9 protein-coding genes are annotated in these 12351 nt (G+C 65.2%); 6 read left to right on the forward strand and 3 right to left on the reverse strand.

The genetic code is table 11. The features are described 5' to 3' along the window. Nucleotides 1–127: 127 nt before the first annotated feature. Complete coding sequence (locus PLC66_RS20805; protein ID WP_324544092.1) at nucleotides 128–403, reverse strand: hypothetical protein; 276 nt, start codon at nucleotides 401–403, stop codon at nucleotides 128–130. Between the two features lie 94 nt (nucleotides 404–497). Between PLC66_RS20805 and PLC66_RS20810 the strand changes: the two genes are divergently transcribed. The 4 genes from PLC66_RS20810 (at nucleotide 498) to PLC66_RS20825 (ending at nucleotide 7288) form a co-directional block, all read left to right on the forward strand. Next, on the forward strand, nucleotides 498–1958 hold the full coding sequence (locus tag PLC66_RS20810; protein ID WP_324544094.1) for a 2-hydroxymuconic semialdehyde dehydrogenase: 1461 nt from the start codon (nucleotides 498–500) through the stop codon (nucleotides 1956–1958). An 86-nt stretch (nucleotides 1959–2044) separates the two neighbouring features. Further along, on the forward strand, nucleotides 2045–2827 hold the full coding sequence (gene dmpE / locus PLC66_RS20815; protein WP_324544096.1) for a 2-oxopent-4-enoate hydratase: 783 nt from the start codon (nucleotides 2045–2047) through the stop codon (nucleotides 2825–2827). Nucleotides 2828–2841: 14 nt separating this feature from the next. After that, nucleotides 2842–3636, forward strand: a complete 795-nt coding sequence (gene dmpH, locus PLC66_RS20820; RefSeq protein WP_324544098.1) for a 2-oxo-3-hexenedioate decarboxylase — start codon at nucleotides 2842–2844, stop codon at nucleotides 3634–3636. After that, nucleotides 3569–7288 carry an indolepyruvate ferredoxin oxidoreductase family protein gene (locus tag PLC66_RS20825; protein ID WP_324544100.1) on the forward strand — a complete coding sequence of 1240 codons (3720 nt, stop codon included), beginning with the start codon at nucleotides 3569–3571 and terminating at the stop codon, nucleotides 7286–7288. Before dmpH ends, PLC66_RS20825 begins: the two co-directional genes overlap by 68 nt. Nucleotides 7289–7458: 170 nt before the next feature. Here PLC66_RS20825 and PLC66_RS20830 read toward each other — a convergent pair whose 3' ends face one another. After that, the gene (locus PLC66_RS20830) at nucleotides 7459–8115 is read right to left on the reverse strand and encodes a GntR family transcriptional regulator (protein ID WP_324544102.1); all 657 of its coding nucleotides are present in this window, start codon (nucleotides 8113–8115) and stop codon (nucleotides 7459–7461) included. 254 nt (nucleotides 8116–8369) lie between these two features. Between PLC66_RS20830 and PLC66_RS20835 the strand changes: the two genes are divergently transcribed. Both PLC66_RS20835 and PLC66_RS20840 read left to right on the forward strand, forming a co-directional pair. Beyond that, nucleotides 8370–9509: an ABC transporter substrate-binding protein gene (locus PLC66_RS20835; RefSeq protein ID WP_324544104.1), complete on the forward strand. Its 1140-nt coding sequence runs from the start codon at nucleotides 8370–8372 to the stop codon at nucleotides 9507–9509. 35 nt (nucleotides 9510–9544) lie between these two features. Next, the gene (locus tag PLC66_RS20840) at nucleotides 9545–11290 is read left to right on the forward strand and encodes an FAD-dependent monooxygenase (protein ID WP_324544106.1); all 1746 of its coding nucleotides are present in this window, start codon (nucleotides 9545–9547) and stop codon (nucleotides 11288–11290) included. Between the two features lie 104 nt (nucleotides 11291–11394). Here the strand turns inward: PLC66_RS20840 and PLC66_RS20845 are convergent, their stop codons facing one another. Continuing rightward, nucleotides 11395–12192, reverse strand: a complete 798-nt coding sequence (locus PLC66_RS20845) for a DNA-binding transcriptional regulator (RefSeq protein ID WP_324544108.1) — start codon at nucleotides 12190–12192, stop codon at nucleotides 11395–11397. Nucleotides 12193–12351 lie beyond the last annotated feature (159 nt).

Below are 12351 nucleotides of genomic sequence, written 5' to 3' on the forward strand. Positions count from 1 at the left end.
GCTTGCAGCGGAAAAGGCCCTTCGCCTTGTCCTTCTGGATCAGGGTGTCCAGGTATTCAGTGGTGACGGTCATGACGCACTCTCATCTTTGTTGCATGGAAGGCCGTCAGGTTATGGCGCGATCAGATCAATCAATATCCAGCTTCTGCAACATCGATATCCAGTTTCTGCACACCCGGTTTTCAAGCCGGCGATCTCGGCTAACCTGATTGCAGGCCGAGGCTTCGCAACTGCGCTTGGTCAGGCACGGGACACACAGGGTCGTCACGGGGGCCACATTTTCCCGACAGACTTTGGGCGTCGAAAAAATCTCGAAAATTAAATCTCGAGATTCTTTACAAATCTCGCGGAAGGCGGCAAGATTGCCGCAGCTGCGAGGCAGGCCAGCAACAAGCATCAGCACGAAATGGCTCGAACCTGCGCTCGAGCCGTATCGAGGACCGCGGCACACGAACCGCGCCTTGCAATCCGATCCACTACCTGAGGACACATCGAGCATGAAAGAGATCAAGAACTTCATCAACGGCGAGTACGTCACCAACGTCAGCGGTAAGACCTACGAGAACCGCAACCCGGTCGACAACTCGCTGATCGGCATGGTGTACGAAGCGGGCAAGCCGGAAGTCGACGCCGCTGTCGCCGCCGCCAAGGCCGCGCTCAAGGGCCCCTGGGGCAAGCTCTCGGTGGTCGAGCGCTGCAACATGCTCGACGCCGTGGTCGATGAGATCAACCGCCGCTTCGACGACTTCCTGCAGGCCGAGATCGCCGACACCGGCAAGCCGGCCCACCTCGCCTCGCACATCGACATCCCGCGCGGCGCGGCCAACTTCAAGATCTTCACCGACACCATCAAGAACGTGTCGACCGAGTCCTTCGAGATGCGCACCCCGGACGGCAAGACCGCGCGCAGCTACGGCGTGCGTACCCCGCGCGGGGTGATCGCGATTGTCTGCCCGTGGAACCTGCCGTTGCTGCTGATGACCTGGAAGGCCGGCCCGGCGCTCGCCTGCGGCAACACCGTGGTGGTCAAGCCCTCCGAAGCCACGCCGCTCACCGCCACCCTGCTGGGTGAGGTGATGAACAAGGTCGGCCTGCCCAAGGGCGTGTACAACGTGGTCAACGGCTTCGGCGTCGATTCGGCCGGCGCCTTCCTGACCGCCCACCCGGATGTCAACGGCATCACCTTCACCGGCGAGACCAAGACCGGCACCGCGATCATGAAGGCCGGCGCCGACGGCATCCGCCCGGTGTCGCTGGAGCTGGGCGGCAAGAATGCCGCCGTGGTGTTCGCCGACTGCGACTTCGACAACACCATCGCCACCCTGACCCGCTCCTGCTTCGAAAACGCCGGCCAGGTGTGCCTGGGCACCGAGCGCGTATACGTCGAGCGCCCGATCTTCGACAAGGTCGTCGCCGCAATGAAGGAACAGGCCGAGAAGATGAAGCCGGGTCGCCCCTTCGACCCCGACACCAAGATCGGCCCGCTGGTGAGCAAGATTCACCAGAAGAAGGTTCTCGGCATGTACGCCAAGGCCAAGGAAGAAGGCGCCAACATCGTCTTCGGCGGCGGCATCCCCGACATGCCGGAAGACCTCAAGGACGGTTGCTGGGTGCAGCCCACGATCTGGACCGGCCTGCCCGAGACCGCGACCGTCGTGACCGAGGAAATCTTCGGACCCTGCTGCCACATCCAGCCCTTCGACACCGAAGAGGAAGTGCTGAACATGGTCAACGCCAACCGCTACGGCCTGGCCACCTCGGTGCACACCCAGGACATCAGCCGCGCGATGCGCATGGCCAGCGCGATCGAAGTCGGCCTGTGCTGGATCAACAGCTGGTTCCTGCGCGACCTGCGCACCCCGTTCGGCGGCTCCAAGCAGTCGGGCATCGGCCGTGAGGGCGGTGTGCACTCGCTCGAGTTCTACACCGAGCTGCGCAACGTGATGATCAAGTACTGATACCTTTGCCGGCGGACGGGGCCTCGGCCGCGTCCGCCGGCAGGCCAGCCGGCACACGTCAATCGAACACACGCAGAGAACAGGATATGGACCAGAACAAGATCAATCATTACGGCGACGAGCTGTACACCGCGCTCAAGACCCTGACCCCGGTCGCCCCGCTCACCGACCGTGAAAGCGACATCACCATCGAGGACGCCTACAACATCCAGCTGCGCATGATCCAGCGCCAGATCGACGACGGCCACACCGTGGTCGGCAAGAAGATCGGCGTGACCAGCAAGATCGTCATGGACATGCTGAAGGTGAACCAGCCCGACTTCGGCCAGCTGCTGTCGAACATGGTGTTCAACGAAGGCGAGCCGATCGTCGCCTCGTCGATGATCGCCCCCAAGGCCGAGGCCGAAGTCGCCTTCATCCTCAAGAACGACCTGATGGGTCCGGGCGTGACCGCGGCCGACGTGCTGCGCGCCACCGACTGCGTGGTGCCCTGCTTCGAGATCGTCGATTCGCGCATCAAGGACTGGAAGATCAAGATCCAGGACACCGTCGCCGACAACGCCTCCTGCGGCGTGCTGGTGCTCGGCGGCGTGCGCAAGAGCCCGCGCAAGCTCGACCTCGCGCTTGCCGGCATGGTCCTCGCCAAGAACGGCGACATCATCAGCACCTCCACCGGCGCCGCCGTGCAAGGTTCGCCGGTCAATGCCATCGCCTGGCTGGCCAACACCCTGGGCCGCCTCGGCATCGGCCTCAAGGCTGGCGAGATCATCCTCTCCGGTTCGCAATCCCCGCTCGTCCCGGTTGTCGCCGGCGACAGCCTCACCTGCAACGTCGGCGGCCTCGGTGGCACGTCGGTCCGCTTCATCTGACAAGGAATTCACCCATGGCACTCACCCTCGACCAGGCCACCATCGCCAAGCTCGCCGAGCACCTCGAAAACGCCGAGCTGCAGATTCACGACGTCACCAAGATCACCGACGACTACCCCAACATGGACTGGGATGACGCCTACGCCATCCAGGACGAGATCAAGCGCCGCAAGCTCGCCCGCGGCAACAAGATCGCCGGCCTCAAGGCGGGCCTGACCTCGCGCGCCAAGATGAAGCAGATGGGCGTCGAGACCCCGGTGTTCGGCTTCATCGCCGACTACATGTCGGTGCCGGACGGCGGCGAAGTGAAGTTCGACGAACTCATCCACCCCAAGGTCGAAGCCGAGATCTGCGTCGTCACCAAGGCCCCGCTGCGCGGCCCCGGCTGCCACATCGGCAACGTCATGGCGGCGATCGACTTCGTGCTGCCGGCGGTTGAAGTGATCGACTCGCGCTACCGCGACTTCAAGTTCGACCTCAAGAGCGTGATCGCCGACAACACCTCGTCGGCCCGCTTCGTGATCGGTGGCAACATGCGCGACCTCGGCGAGCTCGACCTGCCGACGCTGGGCGTGGTGCTCGAGATCAACGGCGAGGTCAAGTCGATGGCCGCCGGCGCCGCCGTGCTCGGCAACCCGCTGGTCGCGATCGCGATGATGGCGAACGAACTCGGCAAGCGCGGCCAGGAAATCCCGGCCGGCACCTTCATCATGACCGGCGGCGTGACCGAAGCCATTCCGGTTGCGAAAGGCGACAACGTCAACGTCCGCTTCCAGGATCTCGGCAGCGTCTCGTTCCGCTTCGTCTAATCCAAGCAACGCGCTGCATGGCCGGGCCGGCAGCGCGCCGTCATGCGCGCTGCCGGCCCTTTCCACATCAAGCGCACCACGCCAACAGAGGGAAAAACCGATGTCGTCCAAACAGGACCTGACCAGGCAATTCACGGCGGAAGAGGGGATCATCCACATTGGTGGCATCGAGGCGCTGGTGCGCCTGACGATGGACCAGATCCGCTTCGACCGTCGCCGCGGCCTGAATAACGCAATGTTCGTCTCCGGCTACCGCGGCTCGCCCGTGGGCATGCTGGACGCCAATTTCATCAAGCAGCAGAAGCTGCTGATGCAGCACAACATCCAGTTCGTCGACGGTCTCAATGAGGACCTCGCCGCCACCGCCGTCTGGGGCACCCAGATGCTGCACACGGTGGGCAACCAGAAGTTCGACGGCGTCGTCGGCACCTGGTACGGCAAGGCGCCGGGCGTGGACCGCTCGGGCGACGTGCTCAAGCACGCCAACTACACCGGCACGCTCAAGAACGGCGGCGTGCTCGCCATCTTCGGCGATGACCCGAGCTGCAAGTCGTCCTCCCTGCCGAGCCAGTCGGAGGCCATGTTCTACCACGTCGGCATCCCCTCGCTGTACCCGGCCAACGTCCAGGACATCCTCGACTTCGGCCTGCACGGCTACTACCTGTCGCGTATCTCCGGCCTGTGGGCGGGCCTCAAGATCGTCACCAACGTCGCCGACGGCAGCGGCAGCGCCATCGTCGATCCCGACCGCCTGACGTTCGTCACCCCGGTGGTCGAGCTCGACGGCCGCCCCTACAGCCCCGAGGTCAACCTCGGCATGAACGTGCGCAAGGATGCGCTCGACATGGAGCGCACGCTGTACTACGCGCGCCAGGAGCTCGCCCGCCTGTATGCGCGCGAGAACGGGCTCAACAAGGTCACGCTGCCCAACGCCGACGCCTGGCTGGGCATCATCACCGCCGGCAAGACCTACCACGACCTGCGCCAGGCCTTCATGGAAATGGGCCTGGACGACGACGCACTGCGTCGCGCCGGCGTGCGCATCCTCAAGATCGGCATGCTCAACCCGCTGCAGCCGGACGACATCCGCGACTTCTCCCGCGGCCTGGAAGAAATCCTCGTCATCGAGGAAAAGCGCCCCTTCATCGAGCTGTTCGCCAAGGAAATCCTCTACGGCAGCGCCAACGCACCGCGCATCGTGGGCAAGCGCGACGAGGAAGGCCGCGACCTGCTGCCTTTCCACGGCGAGTTCGAGTCCGACATCATCGCCCGCGCCCTGCACGCCCGCCTGTCGCGCAAGACCAAGCTGGAATCCGCCGAAGGCTGGATCAAGCGCCTGGACGAGATCCACAGCCGCAACTCGCTGACCTCGCTGACGCGCTCGGCCTGGTACTGCTCGGGCTGTCCGCACAACTCCTCGACCAAGGCCCCGGACGGCAGCATCGTGTCGGCCGGCATCGGCTGCCACACCATGGCGATGTGGATGAAGCGCGGCGTGGTCATGGGCACCCACATGGGCGCCGAGGGCGCGCAGTGGATCGGCATGCAGCCATTCACCAACACCAAGCACATCTTCCAGAACATGGGTGACGGCACCTATGCCCACTCGGGCAGCCTGGCGGTGCGCTACTGTGCGGCGACCAACACCAACATCACCTTCAAGATCCTGGTGAACAGCCACACCTCGATGACCGGCGGCCAGGAAATCATGGGCGCCGAACCGGTGCGCGCGATGGTGGCCGAACTGATCGCCAACGGCGTCAAGCGCGTCATCGTCACCACCGAGGATCTGTCGCGCTACAACGCGGTGAACCTCGACGGCAACACGGAAGTCTGGCACCGCGACCGCCTCATGGAAGCACAGAAGGTGCTCTCCGAGATCGAAGGCACCACCGTGCTGATCCACGACCAGGAGTGCGCCGCCGAGCTGCGCCGCCAGCGTGGCCGCGGCAAGGCCTACGAGCCGGCAGCGGTGATGGTGATCAACGAGCGCGTGTGCGAAGGCTGCGGCGACTGCGGCGAGAAGTCGAACTGCATGTCGGTCGAGCCGGTGCAGACCGAGTTCGGTCGCAAGACGCGCATCCACCAGCCGTCGTGCAACAAGGACTACTCCTGCGTTAAGGGCTTCTGCCCTTCCTTCCTGACGATCACGCCCAACCCGGCGCCCGAAGCCGCCGAAGGCAAAAAGAAGAAGAAGGGCCGCCTGCCCGCGCTCGATCGCGCGCTGCCGGATCCGGTCTTCAAGGTCGATCCGAACAACTTCGGCGCCCACGTCATGGGCATCGGCGGTACCGGCTCGGTGACCGTGGCGGCGACCATCGCCAACGCCGCGCGCATCGACGGCAAGTGGGCCGTCGGTCTGGACCAGACCGGCCTGGCGCAGAAGGGCGGCACCGTGATCTCGGACATCAAGGTCACCGCCACCCAGTTCGACGGCTCGAACAAGATCTCGGACGGCAGTACCGACCTGTATCTGGGCTTCGACATCCTCAACGCCACCGACAACAAGAACCTGGACAAGTGTCATCCGGAACGCACGATCGCGATCGTGTCCACCGGCCAGGCGCCGACCGGCTACATGGTGTCGGACAAGTCGGTGCAGTTCCCCAACATCGACCGCCTGACCCAGGGCATCGACCGCGTCACCCGTCGCAACGACAACGTCTACCTCGACGCGCAGACGATGGCCGAAGGTCTGTTCGCCGACAGCATGGCGACCAACATGTTCATGGTCGGCGTGGCCTACCAGGCCGGCGCGCTGCCGATCAGCGCACAGGCGTTCGAGACTGCGATCAAGCAGGCCGGCGTCGGTGTGGACATGAGCTTGCTGGCGTTCAAGTGGGGCCGCATGGCGGTGGTCGACATCGACTACGTCCACGCCGAGATCCACAAGTACGAAGCCAAGGCGCCCAAGCTCCCCGAGCTGACCGCCGAAGCGCGCCAGATCGTGGACTCGGTCGGTGCCACGGGTGAAGTGCGCCGCCTGCTCGAGATCCGCGTGCCCGATCTGATCGGCTACCAGGACGCCGCCTACGCCCGCCGCTACGCGGCCAAGGTGAAGAGCGTGATGGAAGCCGAGAAGCGTGTCGCTGCGGAGAGCTCGGCGCTGGCCGAGGCCGCCGCGCGCTACTTCTACAAGCTGATGGCGTACAAGGATGAGTACGAGGTCGCCCGCCTGCACTCCGACCCGGCCTTCCTGGCCGAGCTGGATGCGCAGTTCCCGAACGGCTACACGATCGAGTACAACTTGGCGCCGCCGCTGCTCTCCAAGCGCGACCCGGAAACGGGCGAGCTGATCAAGCAGAAGTACGGCCCGTGGATCCTGAAGGCCTTCCGCCACCTCGCCAAGCTCAAGCACCTGCGCGGCGGCAAGTGGGACATCTTCGGCAAGACCGAGGAGCGTCATCTGGAGCGCCAGGCGATCGAGGACTACGACCGCCTGCTCGACACGCTGTGCAGCAAGCTCAATCGCGACAACCTCGCGATCGCGGTCAAGCTCGCCAGCATGCCGGACGACGTCCGCGGCTACGGCCACGTCAAGGAGCGTCACATCGCGCTCGCCAAGGCCAAGCAGGCGCAGCTGATGGCCGACTTCAACAACCCGCAGGCCGCCAAGGCCCGCGGTGCGGCGCAGGTCGTGCAGTTCGTCTGATCGGCAAGGCCCCCTTCGGGGGTCATCTGCTGAAATTGAAGGCCCTGGCCCCGCGTCACCGCGGGCGCCAGGGCCTTTTCCTTTCCGGACGCGCCAGAGATCTGCCCGGGGCATCCGGACACGGTCGAGGCTTGAGCGCGCCGTTCTTCTACCGCTGCCCCTCGGTTGGCCTATCGCGCCGCCGGATGGTGCAGGAACCCGGCCACGCTGTCCGAGACGCTCAGGATGTGAGCCTGTGCCGCGTCCGCCGCACGCCGCGGGTCGCGGGAGGCGACGGCATCGATCACCGCCTGATGCTCTTCCGCAACGAGTTCGAGGTGCGCATCGAATCCGCAGGTCTGCACGATGAAGAAGTCCGAAAGCTCGAAGTTCGCCAACTGGCGCGAACTCACCAGACTCGAGTGCGCCATGTCGTGCAGTTGGCGATGGAACAGGACGTTGATCTGCCGATAGACCTCGGCGGGCGACGCATCCGGCGCGACCGCCGTGAGTTGCTGATTGATTTCCGCGAGGCGTGTGATTTCTTCTGGCGTCGCCCGGCTTGCGGCGAGACCAGCGATCACGGCTTCGACGGCCGCGAACATGCGGTAGAAGTCCTCGATCTCGTCCGCGGTGGGCGCGATCACCTCGCAGCCAACCTGCGCGGTGATGCGCACGAAACCCCGCTCCTGAAGGCTGTTGAGCGCGGTCATGATCGGCTGCTTGCTGACGCCGAGCTCCTCGCTCAGCTCTTTCACCGGGATGCGCTCGCCGAACCGATAGCGCCCCGCGAACAGGCGCTGCAGAAGCTCCCTGAAGATGAATGCCTTCTTGTGTGCTGTTTCCATGTTCTTGCCTACTTGAGTCTGGCCCGGGTTTTCGGCCCCCGACTGGGGCGTGATCCTAGCATCTGGCCGCACCAGCCTCGCTCCCAGGACGCGGGGCGGGCCAAAACCACTGTCTGATCCACTTGCATTCTCTAACTGGCATGCTAGCATGCCAGTACGTCAAGGCGAGTCGAAAAGTCCCTTACCCGCCGCCCGACGTCAGCAACCGCGATCAAGGACCGTTCCGATCCTTACCATCACGAGGAGACATTCCAATGAACAGCCGATTCAGTACCCCGCTTTGCGCGCTCACGCTCGCACTGGCCGCCGCACCTGCCCTGGCCGACATCAACGTCGGCGTCGTCTTTTCCCTCACCGGCCCGGCCGCTTCGCTCGGGATCGAGACCCGCAAGGCGATCGACCTCATGCCACGCACGCTGGGCGGTGAAAAGATCAACTACATCGTGCTCGATGACGCCACCGACCCGACCAACGCGGTGAAGAACGCCAGGAAGCTGGCAGGGGAAAACAAGGTCGACGTGTTGTTCGGGCCCAACCTGATCACCTCCGGCGTGGCGATGGCCGATGTGGCGAACGAGGAGAAGATCGCTTTGCTGTCGCAGGCACCGATCGAGGTCGCGCCCGAGAAGCTGAAGTGGGCATTCCGCGTCGAGCCGAGCGCGGAGATCATGGTCGGTCGCGCGGTCGCCGACATGAAGGCACGCGGCGTGAAGACGGTGGGCTTCATCGGCTTCTCCGACTCGTGGGGCGAACTGCTGCTCAAGGCCTTGACCAAGACCACCGCAGAGGCCGGCATCAAGATCGTCGCCACCGAGCGCTATGCGCGCCCGGACACCTCGGTCACCGGGCAGACACTGAAACTGATCGCCGCCAAGCCCGACGCCGTGTTCGTGGGCGCCTCCGGCACCCCGGCCGCATTGCCGGCAACGACCCTGCGCGGTCGCAACTGGACCGGGGCGATCTACCAATCGCACGCGGTGGCCAACAAGGAATTCCTGCGCGTGGGCGGCAAGGCCGTGGAAGGCAACCGCCTGCCGGTCGCGCCGGTCCTGGTGGCCGAGCAACTGCCCGACGCGCACCCAAACAAGCAGGTGGGCGTCGAACTGGTCAAAGCGATCGAAGCGAAGTTCGGTCCGGACTCGCGCTCGACCTTTGCCGGCGCCTCCTGGGACGGTTGGCTGATGCTCGAACGCGCCTTCGGCGCTGCGCTGAAGACGGCCAAGCCCGGCACGCCCGAATTCCGTGCCGCGGTGCGTGACGCCCTCGAGCAGACCAACAAGCTGGTCGGCGCGAACGGCACGTACACGATGTCGCCGACCGATCACGGCGGTTACGACGCAGCCAGCCCGGTACTGATCGAAGTCGCCAACGGGACCTGGAAGTTCATCGAGTGAACGCACTGATCACTGAACCCGAAGGAACACAGAACATGGAATCATTCGATGCCGATGTGCTCGTAGTCGGCGCCGGGCCGGCAGGCGCCACGACCGCGCTTGCACTCGCGACCTATGGCGTGCGCGTGCATGTCGTTTCCCGCTACAACTGGCTGGCGGACTCACCGCGCGCCCACATCACCAACCAGCGCACGATGGAAGTGCTGCGCGATCTCGACATCGAGGACGAGGCCTACCGCTACGCGACGCCCTGGAAGCTGATGGGCGACAGCCTGTTCACCACCAGCCTGGCGGGTGAGGAGCTGGTCCGCATCCGCGCGTGGGGCACCGGCGAGGAACGCAAGGGCGACTACCTGCAGGGCAGCCCCTGTGAGCTGCTCGACATCCCGCAGCCCCTGATCGAGCCCGTCCTGTACAAGAACGCCGCCGAGCGCGGCGCGACCTTCGCGTGCAACACCGAGTACCTGTCGCACGTCCAGGATGAGAATGGCGTCACGGTGAGCCTGCGTGACCGCCTGACAAACCGCGAATACTCGATGCGAGCGCGTTTCCTGGTCGGTGCCGACGGCGCGAAATCGAAGGTCCTCGAAGACCTTGGCCTGACGGTCGAAGGCCAGCTGGCCCGCGCCGGCACCACCTACGCCATTTTCAACGCCGACCTGACGCGCTATGTCGAGCATCGCCCGAGCATCCTGCACTGGATCGTCACCCCCAATGCGGCTTTCGGCGAGATCGGCTTCGGCCTGCTGCGTGCGGTCAAGCCGTGGACGCAATGGATCGCAGGCTGGGGCATCGACATCGCCAAGGGCGAGCCCGACGTCAGCGACGAGTTCGTGCTGAAGCAGATCCGCATCCTGGTCGGGGACCCCGATCTCGAGGTCGAGATCGTGCGCACCTCCGTCTGGTACGTGAATCAGGCCTATGCGCCGCAATACTCCAAGGGGCGCGTGTTCTGCGCCGGCGATGCGGTGCACCGTCATCCCCCCTCGAGTGGTCTGGGTCTGAACACCTGCGTACAGGATGCGTTCAACCTGGCCTGGAAGCTGGCCTATGTGGTCAAGGGGCACGCAGGGCCGGGGCTACTCGAGACGTATACCGCCGAGCGCGCCCCGGTCGGCAAGCAGATCGTCAAGCGAGCCAATCAGTCCCGCCTGGACTACGCGCCGATCAAGGCGGTCTTCCGCGTCGAGGGTGCGGACAATCCGGCGGAAGCGGGCATCGCTCGCTTCAAGGACCCCGGCCCGGAGGGTATCCAGGCACGCCAGGCGGCGCAGGCAGCCCTGGAACTCAAGAACCGCGAGTTCAACGCCCAGGGCGTCGAGATGAACCAGCGCTATGTCTCCGCGGCCGTCGTGCCGGACGCTGCAGCAGGGGAGGAAGTCTGGAAGCGCGACGCCGAACTGTACCTTCAGCCGACCACCCGCCCCGGGGCGAAGATCCCGCATGCGTGGCTGATCGATCGCCGGGGGCGCAAGGTGTCGACCCTGGATGTGACTGGCAAGGGCAAGTTCTCGCTCGTCACCGGCCTTGCCGGTCAGGCCTGGGTAAAGGCCGCGCAGGCGCTGGATCTTCCTTACCTGCGCACGGTGGTCACCGGGTCCGCGGGCGCACTCGACGCCTACTGCACCTGGCAGCGGATGCGCGAAATCCATGAGGCTGGCGCCCTGCTGGTGCGTCCGGACGGCTTCATTGCGTGGCGTCAGAGCGAGCCGGTGTGGGACGAGGATGAAGCCGTGCGCCAGCTGCGTGCGGCGATCGCCGCAGTGCTCGACCGCGACTGACCGCGCCGCCCGCTGCGGCAGGCAAGGGCGGGTCGTCGAACCGGCTCGACATCCGCCCTCGCGGACCTCGCCCGAGCACGCGCGTGCTCGGTCCCCGGGCACCCTCAATCCGGTGGCGCGGCAAGCGCGGCCTCGAGTTGCCGTGCCGTATCCACGAGCGCGGCCAGATAGCGCGCCACCGCCTCGGCATGCGAGACCGCACGCACGAGGTAGATGACGTTGACGCTGGCGATCACCTTCCCGCCCTCGAACACCGGCACGGCAATCGCGCCGATCTTGCGCTCCGCGCTCCAGTCGCCCTCGTTCGAGCTATAGCCACGGCCGCGCGTCTGCTCGAGCAGGTTGGCTATGAACTTGCCGTCATTCGCCAGCGCCGCCTGCACGGGATCGCGGCGCAACAGCACGAGCAGCGCCTCGCGCTCTTCGTCCTCGCAGTAGCAGAAATAGGCGCGTCCGGCCGCCGTCAGCAACATCGGCAGGCGCTCTCCCACCATCGCGCGGTTGAAGGACAGCGAGCTGAAGCGATGGGTCGATTCGCGGATCAGCATCGAGCCGCCGTCGGGCGTGCACAGGTCGGACGGCCAGCGCACCTGCTGCAGCAGCTGGGCGAGCACCGGGCCGGACACCCTCGAGATGCGCTCCTCGTCCTTGAAGCCTTCCGACAGCGCGCGCACCTTCAGCGTCAGCACGTAGCGGTCGTCCGACGCGCTGCGCTCCACGTAGCCTTCCTCGATCAGCGTCTCCAGCAGCCGGCGCACGGTCGTGCGGTGCAGGCCGGTGCCGCTGGCGATCTGCGCGAGCGAGGCACGCCCCTTGTCGTGCCGGTTCAGCACACGCAGCAGCTCGAGCCCGCGGACCAGACTGCGCACCGTCCCGTAGTCGGCCCCGGTATCAGACCTCATCAAAAACCCCTTTTAAAACAGCGTTGTGCGCTCTGTGGACAGCGATCGAAGTGTTCTTGTTGAGTGTCCTGAGAGTTTCTAGACTGCGTCCAACTGATCGCGACATAAAAAACGCTTCTCCCACGAATTGTCCGCACCGCCTCGCCCCTGCACAAGACG

The sequence above is a fragment of the Thauera sp. genome (assembly GCF_035444905.1).
Lineage (GTDB): Bacteria > Pseudomonadota > Gammaproteobacteria > Burkholderiales > Rhodocyclaceae > Thauera.